The organism is uncultured Arenimonas sp., from assembly GCF_963976025.1.
GTDB lineage: Bacteria > Pseudomonadota > Gammaproteobacteria > Xanthomonadales > Xanthomonadaceae > Arenimonas.
The window spans coordinates 1-16906 of the sequence record NZ_CAXBJS010000051.1; the positions used below are offsets into that span (position 1 = coordinate 1).

Genomic DNA, 16906 nt, shown 5'->3' on the forward strand with positions numbered 1-16906 from the left:
CCCGACGCAAAGGGCGAGGCCCGGCTGCTGCGCACGCACACCTCGGGCGTGCAGGTGCGTTTCATGAAGCAGGCCGTGGCCGACAAGAGTGGCCCGCCGCTGCGCATGATCGCCGCCGGCAAGGTTTACCGCAGCGACTCCGACCAGACCCACACGCCCATGTTCCACCAGGTCGAAGGCCTGCTGGTGGACGAGACGTCGAGCTTCGCCGACCTCAAGGGCACGCTGGCCGAGTTCGTGCGCGCCTTCTTCGAGCGCGACTTCGAGATGCGCTTCCGCCCCAGCTATTTCCCCTTCACCGAACCTTCCGCCGAAGTGGACATTGCCTGGCAGCAGCCCGACGGCAGCACCCGCTGGCTGGAAGTGCTGGGCTGCGGCATGGTGCATCCGAACGTGCTGCGGGCCTGCGGCATCGACCCGGAAAAATACAGCGGCTTCGCCTTCGGCCTGGGCGTCGAACGTTTCGCCATGCTGCGCTACGGGGTCAACGACCTGCGCAGCTTCTTCGAAAATGACGGCCGTTTCCTGAGGCAGTTCGCATGAAATTCCCCGAAAGCTGGCTGCGCGAGCACGTCGCCACCACCGCCTCGCGCGACGAACTGTCCGCGCGCCTGACCGCCATCGGCCTGGAAGTCGAAGACCTGCAGCCCCTGGGCGAAGGCCTGGACGGCGTGGTCGTGGCTGAAATCCTGTCCTGCGAAAAACACCCCGAAGCCGACCGCCTGCAGGTCTGCCAGGTCGCCACCGGCGCCGGCACCGTGCAGATCGTCTGCGGCGCGCCCAACGCCCGCGCCGGCCTGAAGGCCCCGCTGGCCCAGGTCGGCGCCAGCCTGCCCGGCGGCATGGCCATCAAGGCCGCCAGGCTGCGCGGCGTCGAGTCCAGCGGCATGCTGTGCTCGGCGAAGGAACTGGGCGTCGATGCCGATGCCTCGGGCCTGATGGAACTGCCGGCCGACGCAACGGTGGGCCAGCCCATCGCCGCGCTGCTGGGCCTGCCCGACGCCAGCTTCGAACTCAAGCTCACGCCCAACCGCGCCGACTGCTTCAGCGTGCGCGGCATCGCCTTCGACGTCGCCGCCGCCATGGGCGCGCAGGTCACGCCGATGCAGATCGACGAAGCCGAGGTCACCAGCCAGGCGGCCATGGCCGTGCAGCTCGAGGCCGGCGCCGACTGCCCGCGTTTCTGCGGCCGCGTGCTCGAAGGCCTGGACCCGGCCGCGCGCACGCCGCTGTGGATGGCCGAACGGCTCAAGCGCGCCGGCCTGCGGCCGATCAGCGTGCTGGTGGACATCACCAATTACGTGATGCTCGAACTCGGCCAGCCGCTGCATGCCTTCGATGCCGACAAGCTCACCGGCCCGATCGTCGTGCGCCACGCCCGGGCCGGCGAAAAGCTCAAGCTGCTCGACGAGCGCGAAGTCACGCTCGACCCGGGCTTCCTGCTGGTCACCGACGCCGGCCGGCCCGCGGCCCTGGGCGGCGTGATGGGCGGCTGGGACACCCGCGTCACCGACACCACCACCCGCGTGTTCTTCGAAGCCGCACACTGGGTGCCCAGCGCGATCATCGGCCGGGCCCGCAAGCTGGGCATGCACACCGACGCCGGGCATCGTTTCGAGCGCGGCGTCGACCCGCAGCTGCCGCGGTACGCGGTGGAGCGCGCCACCGCGCTGGCGCTGCAGGTCATGGGCGGCCAGGCCGGCCCCATCACCGAAACCACCCTGCCCGAGCACCTTTCCACGCCGGCCGCCGTGGCCCTGCGCCGGGATCGGCTGCACCGGGTCCTGGGCATCCGCGTCGCCGATGACGAAGTCGAACGCATCCTGCGCGCCCTGGGCATGCAGGTCGCCGGCACCGCCGAAGGCTGGGCGGTGACGCCCCCGAGCCGCCGCTTCGACATCGCCATCGAAGAGGACCTGATCGAGGAAGTCGCCCGCATCCACGGCTACGAAAACATCCCGACCAGCACGCCCACCGGCGAAGTGCGGCTGGTGTCGCCCAGCGAAACCCGGGTCGCCGACGGCGTGCTGCGCCGCCAGCTGACCGGCCGCGACTTCCTGGAAGCGATCAACTACGCCTTCGTCGATGGCGACCTGCTGGCCACCTGGCAGCTGCAGGACCGCGCCGTCACCCTGGCCAATCCGCTGTCGGCCGACCTGGGCGTGATGCGCACGGGCCTGCTGCCGGGCCTGGTCTCGGCCCTGGCCCGCAACCAGTCCCGCCAGCAGTCGCGGGTGCGGCTGTTCGAGCTGGGCAAGGTCTTCCACCAGGCCGCCGAAGGCGGTGCCCCGGTCGAAACCCCGCGCATCGCCGCCGTGGCCTGCGGGCCGCAGTCGGCCGAGCAGTGGGCCCTGGACGACCGCGAGGTGGACTATTTCGACCTCAAGGCCGAGGTCGAGGCCCTGCTGGCCCTGGCCGGCGCCGAGGGCGAGTTCCGCCCGGACGACAGTCCCTGGGGCCACCCGGGGCGCAGCGCCTCGGTCTGGCGCGACGGCCGGCGCATCGGCTGGCTGGGCCACCTGCACCCGCGCCTGGCCCGGGCCCTGGACCTGGACCTGGACGGCGAAGTGGTGGGCTTCGAGCTCGACCTGGCGCCGCTGGCGGCCCGGGCCGTGCCCCGGGCGGGGGAGGTTTCACGCTACCCGTCCGTCCGCCGGGACATCGCGCTCGTCGTGCCGGAAACCACCCCCTTCTCGGCCCTGCGGGCCAGCCTGCAGGCCGCCCTGGGCGCGCTGCTGCGGGATGTGGTGCTGTTCGACCGCTATGTCGGCCCGGGCCTAGAGTCGGGGTCAAAGAGTCTGGCTATGGGCTTGATTATGCAGGACGTTTCACGCACCCTAACTGACCGCGACGCCGACCAGGCCGTCGCCACCGCCCTCGAGGCGCTGGCCAAGGACTGCGGCGCGCGGTTGCGGTCATGATGTTCGCCGGCAACGGCGGGTTACAGGGGATGTTATGGCACTGACCAAGGCCGAAATGGCCGAGCGCCTGTTCGAGGAAGTTGGCTTGAACAAGCGCGAGGCCAAGGAATTCGTGGACTCCTTCTTCGATGCGTTGCGGGAGGCGCTGGAGCGTGGGCAGCAGGTCAAGCTGTCGGGCTTCGGCAACTTCGACCTGCGCCAGAAGAACCAGCGTCCCGGCCGGAACCCCAAGACCGGCGAGGAGATCCCCATCTCCGCGCGAACCGTCGTGACCTTCCGTCCGGGCCAGAAGCTGAAGGAGCGCGTGGAAGCCTATGCTGGATCCAGGCAGTAACCGGGAACTCCCGCCGATCCCGGCGAAGCGCTACTTCACCATCGGTGAGGTCAGCGAGCTTTGCGACGTCAAGCCGCACGTGCTGCGTTACTGGGAAACCGAATTCGGCAGCCTCAAGCCGGTCAAGCGCCGCGGCAACCGCCGCTATTACCAGCGCCACGACGTGCTGATGATCCGCCAGATTCGCGGCCTGCTGTACGAAGAGGGCTACACCATCTCCGGCGCCCGCCAGCGCCTGGAAGGCGAGACCGGGCGCATGGAGAACTCCATGACCGCCCAGGTGGTCAAGCAGGTGCGGATGGAGCTCGAGGAAGTCCTGAACCTCCTGAAGCGGTAACAAGATTCGCGCCTGAAGGCGCTCCTACAAGAGCCCGGCATCGCGTATAATCGCCAGCCCGGCCTCGGCCGGGACCACACGAATCGGGGCGTAGCGCAGCCTGGTAGCGCACTAGCATGGGGTGCTAGGGGTCGTGAGTTCGAATCTCACCGTCCCGACCAATTCGTGGCAAGGCCGCCCGTATCCCCCCGGGCCGGCGAATGCAGACCCGCCGAAAGGCGGGTTTTTGCTTTCCGGCGCGCTAGGATGCGGACAGTCGGGATGATGAGCAGGCAGGTGGTCTTGATGCAATCGGGTTCGTGGCGGTCGTGGTTGCTGCACCCGCTGTTGCTGGTGCTGTGGCTGGGCAGCTTCCTGCTGGCCGCCGCGCTGGAACACACCCCGCATGCCAGCCTCTGGTTTCCACCGGCAGCGGTGACCTTCGCCGGGCTGTATTGCGTGGGCTGGCGGGCGGCACCGGCGATCTTCCTTGCCTGCGTGCTGGGCACCTACCTGACCGAAGCGTCCAACCAGGACGATGTGCGCCTGGGCGTCTTCGCCTCGTCGAGCCTGGTCTTCGCGCTGATCCACACCGGGGCCTACGCGCTGCCGGCGATGCTGCTGCGGCGCCTTGCCCCGTCCACGCCGACCGGGCTCACGCTGCGTGCGGTTTCGCAGTTCCTGCTGCTCGGCGCCCTGGGCGCCCTGCTGGCCGCCGTGCTGGGCGTGCTGGGCCTGAACCAGACGCAGCTGCTCGACGCCCCGGACATGTTCGAACTGGCCTCGGCCTGGTGGATCGGCGATTACGCCGCGCTGGTGACCCTGGCGCCGGTGCTTGCCCTGGTGATCCGCTGGGCGGGCGCCAACGGTGACGTACAGCGATTCCCTGCCTTTGAGTGGGGACAGTGGCGCTTGCGCAAGTCCGGGGCCGGGAAGCTCGCGCTGCTGTTCGTGGTCACCCTGGCGATCCTGGTCGGCTACCAGGAGTTGTCCAACAGCCGGGCGCTGCTGGTGATGCTGGTGCTGCCGGTGGTGCTGCAGCTGTGGGTGGTGCACACCGAAAACCTGGCCAGTGCCCAGCTGGGCATGTTGGGTTTCAGCCTGCTGACGGTGGGCGCGGCGGCGGCCGTCGACGTGGGTGACGACGCGCTGATCCTGCAGTTCGCGGCGATCAGCCTGGCCGCCAATTCCTACCTGAGCCTGGCGGTGCCGGCGCTTTACGCCGCCAACCAAAGGCTTCGCGAGCAGGTCAGCCACGATGGCCTCACGGGCGCCCTCAGCCGGGCCTTTTTCGAGGACCGTGCGGGCCTGGAACTGGCCAGCGGATTCCGGGAGGGCGGGCTGTCGTCGATCATCATGCTCGACGTCGACGGCCTCAAGGAACTCAACGACACCCACGGGCACGCCGGCGGCGACATCGCGCTGCGCGAGCTGGTGCAGCGCTGCAAGCTCTGCCTGCGCAGCGGGGATTTCATCGGCCGCCTGAGCGGTGACGAGTTCGCCATTTTCCTGCCCGCGACGGACAAGGCGAAGGCAGGCGAAATCGTCCAGGCCATCCGAGAGCAGCTGCAGGCCAGTCCGGTGGCGTCCCTGGGCCGCATGGTGTCGGCGAGTTTCGGCATCGCGACGGCCGGCGGGACCCCGCTTTCCCTGTCGCAGCTGCTGCAGGCCGCGGACCAGGCCATGTACGCCGAAAAACGGGCGCACCGCCAGGCGAGCTGAGCCCTGGTCCGCGGAACCGCGCGCGATCAGCTGTCGAACAGCGCCTCGTCCAGGTCCAGCAGGTTGCCGGCGCCGCTGCGCATCGCCGCGGCGTGGGCCTGGGTGCGCGGCAGGATGCGCGCGAAATAGAAGCGTGCGGTGTCGCGCTTGGCCTTCTTGAAGCCGTCGCCATGGCTGCCGGCCTCGGCGGCGACAACCGCGCGCGCCCACCAGTAGGCCAGGGCGACATAGCCGGAATAGAACAGGTAGTCCACAGACGCCGCGCCGACTTCATCGGCGTTGGCCATGGCCTTCTTGCCCACTTCCATGGTCAGTTCGCCCCACTGCTTGGCGATCTCGGCCAGCGGCAGCACGAATTCGGTAAGCGATTCGTCCGCGGCGTGTTCGGTGCAGAACTCCTGGATCATCTTCATGAACATCTGCAGGCCGGCGCCCTGCAGCTGCATGGTCTTGCGGCCCAGCAGGTCGAGCGCCTGGATGCCGGTGGTGCCTTCGTAGATGGTGGTGATGCGGGCGTCGCGCGCCAGCTGTTCCATGCCCCATTCGCGTACGTAGCCGTGGCCGCCGAAACACTGCAGCGCATGGTTGGTGCACTCGATGCCCCACTCGGTGAGCATGCCCTTGACGATCGGCGTCAGGAAGCCGAGCAGCGTGTCGGCCTGCTTGCGTTCTTCGGCGTCGGTGGACTGTTCGATCACGTCCACCAGGGTGGCGGCGTGCAGCGCCAGCAGGCGGCCGCCTTCACCCAGCGCCTTGCAGGTAAGCAGCATGCGGCGGATGTCGGCGTGCACGATCAGCGGGTCGGCGGGTTTGTCCGGATTCTTCGCACCCGACAGCGAACGGCCCTGCAGGCGGTCGCGCGAATACGCCAGCGCGTTCTGGTAGCTGCGGTCGATCATGGCCAGGCCCTGCAGGCCAACGGCCAGGCGCGCGGTGTTCATCATGGTGAACATCGCATTGAGGCCCTTGTTGGGCTGGCCGATCAGGTAACCCTGGGCGCCGTCGAAGTTCATCACGCAGGTGGACGAACCATGGATGCCCATCTTGTGTTCGATCGAGCCGCAGCGCACGGCGTTGCGTTCGCCGACGGTGCCGTCGCGCGCGGTGCGCTGCTTGGGCACGATGAACAGCGAAATGCCCTTGGTGCCCGCGGGGGCGTCGGGCAGGCGCGCCAGCACGAGGTGCACGATGTTGTCGGTGAAGTCGTGCTCGCCGCCGGTGATGAAGATCTTGGTGCCGGTGACGGCGTAGCTGCCGTCTTCCTGCGGTTCAGCCCTGGTCTTGAGCAGGCCCAGGTCGGAGCCGCAGTGCGGTTCGGTCAGGCACATCGTGCCGGTCCATTCGCCCGAGATGATGGGCTTGAGGAAAACTTCCTGCTGCCATTCTTCGCCGTGGTGCTTCAGCGCCTCGGTGGCGCCGTGCGACAGCAGCGGGTAGTTGCCCCAGCTCAGGCAGGCGGCGTCGATCATTTCCTTGAGCGCCGCGCCGAAACTTTCCGGCAGTGCCTGGCCGCCGAACTTCGCCGGCGCGGTGAGTGCGGTCCAGCCGCCCTCGACGAACTTCGCGTAGGCCTCCTTGTAACCCGGCGGCGTGGTCACCGCGCCGGTGGCCTTGTCGAAGCTGCAGCCGTGTTCGTCGCCGACGGCGTTGAGCGGCGCCAGCACGGTTTCATTGAAGCGCGCGGCTTCGTCCATGACAGCGTCGAGCAGGTCGCGCTGGCCGTTTTCGATGCCCAGCTTCTCGTAAAGTTTGTCGGCGCCGATGACGTCGTAGAGCGCGAACTTCATGTCGCGCACGGGGGCGGTGTAGCGGTTCATTGGTCAGGTTCCTCGAAAGGTCAGCGGAGCACGCCTTCGAGCCCGGGGACCGGGTCGAGGCGGCTGGGATATTCAATGTCGTCGTCGGTGCCCGGGTCGCTGCTGGCCAGGCGGCCCGACAGCAGGTAGGCCACGCTGCGGCGGTTGGCCAGGGCCTGCTGCACCGCGTCGCGGGCGCCGGGTCCGGGGGTGAAGACCTGCTCGACCAGTTCGGCCGAGCCCGGGCCCACGGTCACGCCGGGATCGAAGTCGAAGCGGGTGGCGTTCTGGCCGCCAACGGTGAAGCTGGCCTGCAGGCGCGAGAAGCGCATCGGCACGGTGCTGAAGTTGCGGATGCGCAGGCTCAGCCGCCAGCTGCCGTCGTCCTGCACGCGAAGTTCCTGCACGCTGGCCTGGGGCGGATAGACCCGCTTGGGCGGGCCCCCGGCGCAGGCGGCCAGCAGGGCCACGAAGACCAGGACAAGGGCGGCAAGACTCGGTTTGCGCATGGCGGGCGGGCTCCAGGAAACAACCCCCGGAGCATACCAGCCCGTACGTTTACGGCGCGTGGCCTCAGGTCATCAGGCCGCGGCGCACGGCGTAGCGGATGACGTCGGCGGTATTGCGGGCCTCGAGCTTGGCCAGCACCCGGGCCCGGTGGTTTTCCGCGGTCTTGGTGCTGATGTCCAGGCGGCGGGCGATTTCCTTGGTGCTCATGCCTTCGATGACCAGATGGAAAACCTCGCGCTCGCGCGGCGTCAGGCTGCCGTAGGGGTCGTCCATGGCCTGTTTCGGCCGGTGCAGCTGCTCGGCCAGGATGCGGGTGGCCTCGGGACTGAAGTGGCCGCGGCCCTCGCCGACGTTGCGCACCGCGGCCACCAGTTCGGCGGTCGGGCTGTCCTTTAGCATGAAGCCGGTGGCGCCGGCGCGTACGGCGTGCAGCAGGTATTCCTGGTCCTCGTGCATGGTCAGCACCAGCACGCGGGTGCGCGGGGATTCGGCCTGCAGCCGGCGCACGACTTCCAGGCCGCCGAGGTTGGGCATGGAGATATCGATGATGGCGACGTCGGGGTCGTGTTCGGCGGCCAGGGCCAGGGCTTGAAGGCCATTGGCGGCCTGGGCGACCACCTGGCAGGCGCCGGCGGATTCAAGCACCGAAACAATGCTTTCCCGGACCAGGGTGTGGTCGTCGGCGATCAGGACCCGCAAGCTGCGGCCCGGGAGCGTGTTCATGCCGGCAGTATGCCAGCCTCGCCGGGTATCGGAACCACCGCTTCAATGCGGGTGCCGTCCTTGCCCGACTCCAGCGAAAGGCGGCCGCCGTAAAGCGCGACGCGGTCCTTCATGCCGCCGAGGCCCGTACTGTCGCCGCGCCGCGATTTTTCAAGCGCCGCCGCGACGTCGAAACCCGGGCCGTCGTCCCAGACGGTGAGCCGCAGCAGGCCGGCGCGCACGCGCACCGAGACGATGGCCTGGCTGGCACCGGCGTGGCGCAGCACGTTGGCCAGGGCCTCCTGGGCCAGCCGGAAGACCAGGGTCTGCAGGTCGGGTTCTAGCGGCGGCAGTTCATGCGCGCGAATCTGGATGGCCAGGCTTGCGGAATTGCCCAGCGTGCGCGCCAGCCAATCCAGCGCGGCTTCCAGGCCCAGGTCGTCGAGTACCTGCGGGCGCAGCAGCCGCGAAAGTTCGCGTGTGTCTGCCAGGCCCTGGACGCACAGCGCCAGGCTGGCGTCGAGGTCGGGCTGCAGGTCGGGTCGGGTGTCGCCCAGCTGGCTGGCCAGCAGGGACAGGCGGTGCTTGAGCGCAGTGAGGTTCTGGCCCAGCCCGTCGTGCAGTTCGCGGGCCAGGCGGCGCCGCTCCTCTTCCTCGACCCGGAACACGGCCCTGCCCAGGCGCTGGAACTCACGTTCGTTGGCTTCCAGGCGTTCGACCAGTGTCCGGTAGTCGCCGCGCAGGGTTTCAAGCGTGCTGGCCAGGTCCTCAGTCTTTCCGGACATCGGCGGGTTCCTCCGGGGCGGGCAGGGTGGTGGCCTGGGCCTGCAGGTCCTGCAGTGCGCGCGTTGCCAACTCGCCGGCCCGCACCGCGGCGTCGGTATCACCGGCCTGGGCCAGGGCGCGTGCACCGAGTGCGTGCAGGCGATGCGCGCGCAGGTAGCCCGTGCGGCGCTCAAGCTCTGCGGCGGCGGCCTGGTAGGCTGCGACGGCGCCGCCCGTGTCGCCGCGCGCGAGCCGGTTCTGCGCCAGGCGCTCCAGCCAGAGCAGGCGCAGGGACAGGTTGCCCAGCGCGCTGACCTCGGCATCGAGGCCTTTTTCGCCTTCGGTTCCGGCCAGGGCCAGGATGTCGGCCTCCAGCCGCAGCGCCGGCACGCCGGCTTCTTCGGCCAGGGCGCGGGCGCGCACCAGGGCCGATTCCGCGCCACGGTCGTTGCCGGCGTCGCGCTGCAGGCGCGCGTCCACCAGGGCGGCGATGGCGCGCTGTTCAAGCGAGCTTTCCAGCAGGGCGGGGCGGATGGTTTCGAGCAGGGCCAGCACCTGGTCGTTGCGACCGGCGGCGGCCAGCAGGCGAGCCTGCAACAAGTCGGCGTCGATGAGCCCGCGCTGGTCGCCGCGTTCGCCGAACAGCCGCCGGGCCTCCTCGAGGTGCGTGGAAGCCGCCTTGAGTTCACCCTGCAGGAGCGCAAGTTCGGCCAGGTTGCGCAGGCTCACCGCCGCTTCTTCGGGCATGTGCCGCGAACGCGCTTCTTCCAGCGAACGCCTGAGCCGGCGCCCCGCGTCCGGCCAGTCGCCGCGGGCGAGGTCGAGCAGGCCCAGGTTCTGGTCGGCGCGCACGATGCCGTTGTGGTCGTCCAGCGAGACGAAGGCTTCGCGTGCCTGCTGCCAGAACACGCGGGCATTGTCGTAGTCGCCCAGCTGGTAGTGGGCGAAGCCGATGTTGTTGAGGCTCTCCGCGGTGCCCTGCGGATCGTTGGCGGCTTCGCGGCCGCGCAGCGCGCGCTTGTAGGCGGCCAGAGCCTCGGCGTAGTTGCCGCGCTCTTCGGCCAGCAGGCCCAGTTCGTTGTCCACCGCGGCGGCGCCGCCGCGGTCGCCAAGCTGTTCGAACAGCGCACCGGCTTCGGCCAGATTGTCCTGGGCGGCGTCGAAATGCCCGCGCACGATCGCCAGCTGGGCGAGGTTGCGCAGGCTGCTGGCGAGGCCGCGGCGGTCGCCCAGTTCGCGGCGCAGGTCGGCGGCCTTGCGGTACTGCTCTTCCGCGTCTTCGATCTGGCCAAGGCGTGCATAGCCCACGCCCATGGCATTGGTGGTCTCGGCCTCGCCGAAGGCACTGCGCCCGCGCTTGTACAGCACCAGTGCGCGCACCAGGTGTTCTTCGACGGCTTCGCGATGGTCGCCCTGCAGGATGGCGGCCTTTCCCAGCAGGAACCAGGCACGCGGGTCCTGCGGGTCGCGCGCGAGCAGCTCGCGCAGCACGGCAATGGCCGCATCGAAACTGCCGGCATCGATTTCCAGTTCGGCCAGCTGCAGGCGGGCGTCCAGGTCGTCGGGACGTGCCTGCACCTGGGCGCGCTGCTTGCCCAGCACCTCATCGAAGCGGCCCTCGTAGAGGTCGACGATGGTTTGCAGCCGCGCCTTCACCGGCGAAGCCAGGGCAGCGCCGCGCCGCGCCGCGTCTTCGGCCAGGGCATGCTGGCCGGCGGCACGCGCGGTTTCCGCCAAACCCAGCCATGCCGGTGCGAAACCAGGCTCGGCCGTTGTCAGTGATTCGAAAGCGGCGGCGGATGCTTCCCAGCGGCCGGCGTCGCGTTGGGCCAGGGCCTCGCCGTACGCGCGCAGGTTTTCCGGCGAAGCCGGAAGCAGGCCCGAAGGCAGCGTGCCCAGTGAAAACTCGCGGGCCAGGGCGACCGCGGACTGTTCGACGGCCTGTCCCGCGGGCGCCTGGAACCCGACAGGCGCTGCCTGGCCCGATTGCGTGAGCGTGGCCTGCAGGCCCTGGCCCGCGTCCAGTTCCAGGCGCAGTACGCGCGTCGCCGGCAGCACCGCCAGCAGCGACGTGTCGTCGGCGCGGCGTCCGCCCAGGCCGGCCTGGGCAAGCGCCAGCTGGCTGCGGTCGGCTTCGACGAAGGGCAGGTTTTCTGGCCCCGCCAGGCCCTGGCGCAGGGCTTCGGCGACCGCGGTGAGTGCGGCAGTGTCGTGCGCGGAATTGTCCGTGACAATGACAATGCGCTCGGGCACCGGTTGTTCCACCGGCAGCGCTTCGGGCGGTGGCCGTGACTGCCACCAGGCGAAGAGCGCGATGGCCGCGACCAGGATCAGCGCGGTGATGATGCTTGTTCTGCCAGGGCGCAGGTCGCGTGCGACATGGCGCGCCTCGATCGCCGCGACCACGGCGCCGGCGTCCTGGAAACGGCGGGCGGGATTGGGCTGCAGCAGGCGGTCGACCAGCCGCACCACCCAGGCCGGCAGATCGTCGCGCACGGTATCGAGCCGCGGCGGCGCCTGCACCAGGCGCTGGGTCAGCGACTCGGCCGGCGTGCCGCCGGAGAACGGCGGCTGCCCGGCCAGCATTTCGTAGAGGATCAGGCCCAGCGAATACAGGTCGCTGCGCGCATCCACCGGCGCGGCGCGCGCCTGTTCCGGGGAAAGGTAGTCGGGCGTTCCGATGATCGCGCCCGAGTGGGTCAGGCCGCTGGTGCCCAGCGAGCGCGCCACGCCGAAGTCGCTGATGAGCGCGTTGCCGGAAGCATCCACCAGCACGTTGGCCGGCTTGAGGTCGCGGTGCACGATCCCGCTGGCGTGGGCGGCCGCAAGGCCGGCGGCCAGCTGCCGGGCGATCGCCAGCGCCGGTTCCAGCGGCAGCCGGCCTTCGCGGTCGAGGCGGCGGTCGAGCGACTCGCCGTCCACCAGGTCCATGCTGATGAACCAGCGGTCCTCGTGCCGGGCGATGTCATGGATGCGCACCACGTGCGGGCTGGACACCTGGCGGGCGAGCAGAAGTTCCTGGCGGAACCGTTCGAAGGCCTCGGGTCGCGAGGCAAGCTCCGGGCGCAGCAGCTTGATCGCCACCGGCACGTCCAGGTCGCGGTCGCGGGCCAGGTAGACCACGCCCATGCCGCCGATGCCCAGCATGCGGACGATTTCAAAACGGCCGGCCAGCACCGTGCCCGGCAGCAGTTCGGCGCCGGCGTGCTGGCCGGTCATGGTTTCCGAGAAACGGCTGCGGTCGGTGCCTGTCATGGCCGGCTCACGCCACGGCGCCGGTGGCGCCCGGCCAGCGGACCTGGCGCGCGACTTCGGCCAGGGCCAGTTCGCTGCGGCGGGCCGCCAGCCACAGCGCGGCGCGTTCGGAGAAGGCCGCCAGCAAGTCCAGTTCCAGCGTTGTGATGGCGTGGCCGGGTACGCGGCTGTCGGCATAGGCCAGGCCCAGGATCTGGTCGCCGGTAATCAGCGGCAGGCAGACCAGGCTGCGCAGACCACCCGCCACCACCGAAGCGCGACCGGCGAAGCCCGCGTCCAGGCCGGCATCGTTGACCACCACCGGCCGGCGTTCGCGCAGTGCCCTGTCGACGGCGCCGCGGCTGCCGTCGAAGGCGGGCGCGGACAGCGCGCGATCGTCCAGGCCCTGCCAGGCGCGCACGACCGGGCCTTCGGGCTGGTTGATCAGCAGGAAGCCGCGTTCGCAGTCGGCCAGGTCGATCACTGCGGCCAGCGTGGCCTTGAGCAGGTCGCCCGGGTTCTGGGATTGTTCGATCGCGCGCTGGTGCAGTACCGATGCGGTTTGCCGCGCGGCCCGGCGTTCGCCGGCACGTGCCAGCGCCTGTTCGTCGACGTGGGCAAGTTCGCAGGTGATGTCGCCGAAGCGCAGCCACGCGTTCTTCGGCAGCAGCCGGCCTGCAGCGGGCAGGCCGTCTATGAAGCTGCCGTTCTTGCTGTCCAGATCAACCAGGCGCCAGCCCTCGCCTTCGGGTTCGAAGCGGGCATGGCTGCGGGAAACCGAAGGGTGGTCAATGATCAGTTCGCTGGGCGGGGCGCGGCCCACCTGCAGGCCGCGGCCCCCTGCCAGCAGGGTTTTCACCGCGGCTCCCTCGGGCAGATAGGCTGTGAGGCGCGCAGACATGGCCCATCTTGGCCCCAGCCAGTGGGGCCCCGCAATGCCAGCGGCCGCGGACCGCGCCCGCGCTGCCGCTCAGGGGCCGTAGTCGCGCAGGTAGCCGATGCTGAAGGCCAGTGTGTCGAGACCGGAAAGCAGCTCGCCGGCGATGTTCGCGACATCGCGCGTGGCGCGCCATTGATCCGGGATATGGGTGCCGGCGCGCGCCGAAACCCGCGAGCGCATGGCGTCCACCAAGGCGTTGGCGGCAGCGAAATCCTCCACGGCCACGGCATCCTCGATGCCGTCGATCATCGACGCCAGCGGCGCTTCTTCGCTGGCGGCCAGCAGGCCGGCCTGGTCGCGCAGGAACTGGATCTTCTGGGCGACGACCGCGTCGGTCGGGCGCAGGTCGAGCGCCACGATGAACTGCGAGAAGCCGCCGGTGGTGCCGCGTGTGCGCACGCTGCCGGGTTCAACCGCATTGGTAATGTCGCGGAAAGCCCCGCCCAGCGGCGCCTTGAACAGGCGCAGGCGCGAGCCGGCGGTGTAGGGCAGGGCGTGGGTGTGTACTTCCACATGCACGCGGCGTTCGAACGCCAGGCCGCCCAGCGTCGGCGGCTCGACCGTGATCATCAGCGGCAATTCGGTCGGCACGGACACCAGGCCGCTGGGCAGGCGCGCCAGCAGGGTCGGCGCGCTGACCGTCACCAGTTGGGCGTCCAGGCCCAGCGAAGCGGCCGAAAGCCCGGTGGAATCGTCGAAATCCAGCTGCAGGTCGGCCAGCGGCGAAGCCGTCGGGCCGATGCGGACGTCGGCGGTGTCGCCGGAGATGGACACGTCCAGCGGCAGCAGCTGCGCCTGGGCCGCGGGAGCGGCCAGAAGCAGGGCGATGGCGAGATTCTGGATCAGCCTGGTCATTCGGATGTCCCCCTGTGGGAAGCGTTTCAATGTGGCGCGTCCGCTGCGCCGCATGCCGTCCTGGGTGGTCCGGTGGCAATCGTGGCCCCGGCTCCATGAATCCTTGTGAAACCCAGCCTAGAACCAAAAGGCCAGCATGTCTCTAGGTGATTTCCCCCAGGCCGGGTGGGGGGTCTCCCGGATTTCCGGCTGGCTGGGCGAGGGGGAGGCTGTGCCTACCTTGCCGCGTCCGGCTTGGACGCACCCCTTCCCGGAGAACCGCCATGACTTCCCGCCCGTCCCGCAATATCCGCAATATCCGCGTTTCCGCCCTTGCCGCCGGCCTGCTGGCCAGCGGTGTGGCCCTGGCCGATGCCCACCTCGACCCCCAGCTGGTCCAGAAGCTGGCCAGCGCGCTGCCCACCGACGAACTGCAGGTCGTGGTGACCTATGAACAGTCCGGCCCGGTCACCGCCGCCCAGGTCCAGGCCCTGAAGGCCCTTGGCATCGAGAAAGGCGTGACCATGCACACGCTGCCGATCGCCGGCGCCCTGGCCACGCCGGCCGAGATCGCCGCGTTGCGCCAGCGCGACGACGTGGTGTCGATCTACCACAACGCCCCGCTGCGCTTCTTCAACAAGGAGCAGCGCGAAGTTTCCGGTGCCGCCCAGGTGGTGCAGAACCCGGGTGACTTCGGCAAGGCCATTCCCTACAGCGGCCGCGGCGTCACCGTGATGGTGAACGATTCCGGCATCGACGCCACCCATGAAGATCTCAAGCTGGGCGAAAACGTGGTCGAGAACGTGCTGGCGCCGCAGAACATCCTGGCCGAACTGGCCGACATCGCCGCACCGGGCATCGTGCCCATGACCTACCTCGAGGGCCAGCCCAATTCCGACCTCGGTTCCGGCCACGGCACCCACTGCGCCGGCACCATCGGCGGCACCGGCGAGCGTTCCAACGGCCTTTACCGCGGCGTCGCCCCGGGCGCCGACATGGTGGGCTACGGCTCGGGCGGCGTGCTGCTGATCCTGGACGCCGTCGGCGGCCTCGACTACGCCGCCACCCACCAGTTCAGCTTCGACGCGCCGATTCGCGTCACCAGCAACTCCTGGGGTAGTTCGGGCAAGTTCGATCCGCTCAATCCGGTGAACGTTTCGACCTACGAGCTCTACAAGCGTGGCATCGTCAGCGTATTCGCGGCCGGCAACGACGGCCCGGGCGAAGACACCCACAACCCCTACGCGCAGGCGCCGTGGGTGGTGTCGGTCGGCGCCGGCGAGAAGGACGGCGTGCTGACGTCCTTCTCCTCGCGCGGCAAGCGCGGTGAGTCCGGCACGTTCACCATGCCCGACGGCAAGGAGTGGACCTACTTCAACGAGCCGACGGTCGTTGCCACCGGCGTCGACATCGTTTCCACCCGCGCGGTGACCGGTGCGCTGCCGCCGCTGGCGGCCGAGCAGGACGCGGCCAACCTGGCGCCCGAGCACCTGCCGTTCTACACGCACATGAGCGGCACCTCGATGGCCACGCCGCACGTGTCGGGCGTGATCGCGCTGATGCTGGAGGCCAACCCGGACCTGACCCCGGCCCAGGTCAAGGCGATCCTGGAAGAAACCGCGACCAACATGACCGGTCGCCTGCCCTGGGAAGCCGGTGCCGGCCACCTCAATGCCTATGCCGCGGTGGCGATGTCGCAGGGCCTGCGCGACGACTACGGCCGCACCGTGAACCTGCTGCGCGAGTTCAACGCCAACGCGCTGCTGGCCCCGGGCGGCGACCCGGTGCCGTTCGAGATCTTCTTCTCGCCGGTGGGCGAAGTCGAAAGCCAGTCCTTCGAAGTCGGCGCCGACGTCGCCTGGGTCGCGGCCCGCGCGCAGGTGGACGCCAACACCATCGCCGTTGTGCTGACCGATCCGGACGGCGTGCGCTACGGATCGTCGATCACCCTGCCGGTGCTGGGCGACACGGCGGTGACCGGTGCGCCGGGCAAGCCGGGCGTGTGGACGGTGACCGTGCGCGGCATCGGTTCGGTGTCGGGCGTGGCGCTTGATCCCGCCGGCGCCACCAACGGCTACGCCGCGCCGGGCACTGTGGCGGGCGAGATCAGTTTCCTCAAGAGCGCCGGCTTCACCGGCATGGACGACGTCGGCAACCACCCGGCCCGCCAGGCGATCGAGTTCGCCGTGGCCAACCGGCTGGTCGATGGTTATTCGGACCGCAAGTTCCGCCCCGACCAGGCGCTGCGCCGCAGTGAACTGGCGCAATACCTGGGCATGGGTGCAAGCATCCGCCAGTCGCTGCCGCTCGATGGCAGCCGCAGTTTCGGCGACCTGTCGGTGTCTTCGCCGGCTTATGCCTACGCCGAGGCCGCCATCGCCAAGGGTGCGTCGCTGCGTGACCTGGGCTGGAACCAGGACGGCGTGATGCGTCTGGTCAACGGCGCCTTCAAGCCCAGCGCTGCCGTCACCCGCGCCGACCTGGCCTATGCGCTGGTGCAGGCCCAGGGCCTGCAGGACGACGCCCGCTCCTTCGACGGCGAACTGACCGCCTTCTTCAACGGCCAGCGCGTGCCGGTGAAGGACGCCAGCCAGGTGCCGGCCGACCTGCGCGGTTACGCCCAGCTGGCGCTCGACACCGGCGTGCTCAATGCCCGCTTCGGCATCGAGCAGGGTCCGTTCGACCTGCAGCCGAAGGTGGTGGCGTATTTCGACCCGGCGCAGTCGGTCACCCGTGCGGCTTATGCGGTGGCAGCGGGTCGTTTCCTGACCCAGTTCCAGACCGCCGAGGACTGATTCTCCCCCTGGACCCTCGGCTTTCTGATTCGGGCGG

13 protein-coding genes and 1 tRNA gene are annotated in these 16906 nt (G+C 69.6%); 7 read left to right on the forward strand and 7 right to left on the reverse strand.

Features of this window, described 5'->3' with window-relative positions; all coding sequences use genetic code 11:
- From pheS to AACZ35_RS05925, 6 genes are all read left to right on the forward strand, one after another.
- A partial coding sequence (gene pheS, locus AACZ35_RS05900) for a phenylalanine--tRNA ligase subunit alpha (RefSeq protein ID WP_339827084.1) occupies positions 1–543 on the forward strand: 543 nt, incomplete at its 5' end.
- The gene (gene pheT, locus AACZ35_RS05905; protein WP_339827086.1) at positions 540–2921 is read left to right on the forward strand and encodes a phenylalanine--tRNA ligase subunit beta; all 2382 of its coding nucleotides are present in this window, start codon (positions 540–542) and stop codon (positions 2919–2921) included. The genes pheS and pheT, both read left to right, overlap by 4 nt.
- A 34-nt stretch (positions 2922–2955) precedes the next feature.
- Complete coding sequence (locus AACZ35_RS05910) at positions 2956–3255, forward strand: integration host factor subunit alpha (protein ID WP_034222882.1); 300 nt, start codon at positions 2956–2958, stop codon at positions 3253–3255.
- Complete coding sequence (locus AACZ35_RS05915; RefSeq protein ID WP_188660633.1) at positions 3236–3592, forward strand: MerR family transcriptional regulator; 357 nt, start codon at positions 3236–3238, stop codon at positions 3590–3592. Before AACZ35_RS05910 ends, AACZ35_RS05915 begins: the two co-directional genes overlap by 20 nt.
- Before the next feature lie 84 nt (positions 3593–3676).
- Positions 3677–3753, forward strand: a tRNA-Pro gene (locus AACZ35_RS05920).
- 124 nt (positions 3754–3877) lie between these two features.
- Complete coding sequence (locus AACZ35_RS05925) at positions 3878–5293, forward strand: diguanylate cyclase (protein WP_339827094.1); 1416 nt, start codon at positions 3878–3880, stop codon at positions 5291–5293.
- 26 nt (positions 5294–5319) lie between these two features.
- Here the strand turns inward: AACZ35_RS05925 and AACZ35_RS05930 are convergent, their stop codons facing one another.
- The 7 genes from AACZ35_RS05930 to AACZ35_RS05960 form a co-directional block, all read right to left on the reverse strand.
- Complete coding sequence (locus AACZ35_RS05930; RefSeq protein ID WP_339827096.1) at positions 5320–7110, reverse strand: acyl-CoA dehydrogenase C-terminal domain-containing protein; 1791 nt, start codon at positions 7108–7110, stop codon at positions 5320–5322.
- A gap of 20 nt (positions 7111–7130) precedes the next feature.
- Complete coding sequence (locus tag AACZ35_RS05935; protein WP_339827097.1) at positions 7131–7598, reverse strand: hypothetical protein; 468 nt, start codon at positions 7596–7598, stop codon at positions 7131–7133.
- A gap of 64 nt (positions 7599–7662) precedes the next feature.
- Positions 7663–8322, reverse strand: coding sequence for a response regulator transcription factor (locus AACZ35_RS05940; RefSeq protein WP_339827098.1), 660 nt, complete (start codon positions 8320–8322; stop codon positions 7663–7665).
- The gene (locus AACZ35_RS05945) at positions 8319–9086 is read right to left on the reverse strand and encodes a histidine kinase (RefSeq protein WP_339827100.1); all 768 of its coding nucleotides are present in this window, start codon (positions 9084–9086) and stop codon (positions 8319–8321) included. Before AACZ35_RS05945 ends, AACZ35_RS05940 begins: the two co-directional genes overlap by 4 nt.
- Positions 9070–12321, reverse strand: coding sequence for a protein kinase (locus AACZ35_RS05950; protein ID WP_339827102.1), 3252 nt, complete (start codon positions 12319–12321; stop codon positions 9070–9072). The genes AACZ35_RS05945 and AACZ35_RS05950 overlap by 17 nt, the downstream gene beginning before the upstream one ends.
- Before the next feature lie 7 nt (positions 12322–12328).
- Positions 12329–13201: a GAF domain-containing protein gene (locus tag AACZ35_RS05955; RefSeq protein WP_339827104.1), complete on the reverse strand. Its 873-nt coding sequence runs from the start codon at positions 13199–13201 to the stop codon at positions 12329–12331.
- Between the two features lie 69 nt (positions 13202–13270).
- The gene (locus AACZ35_RS05960; protein WP_339827106.1) at positions 13271–14095 is read right to left on the reverse strand and encodes a DUF6689 family protein; all 825 of its coding nucleotides are present in this window, start codon (positions 14093–14095) and stop codon (positions 13271–13273) included.
- 263 nt (positions 14096–14358) lie between these two features.
- Between AACZ35_RS05960 and AACZ35_RS05965 the strand changes: the two genes are divergently transcribed.
- Positions 14359–16869, forward strand: a complete 2511-nt coding sequence (locus tag AACZ35_RS05965; RefSeq protein ID WP_339827110.1) for a S8 family serine peptidase — start codon at positions 14359–14361, stop codon at positions 16867–16869.
- Positions 16870–16906 lie beyond the last annotated feature (37 nt).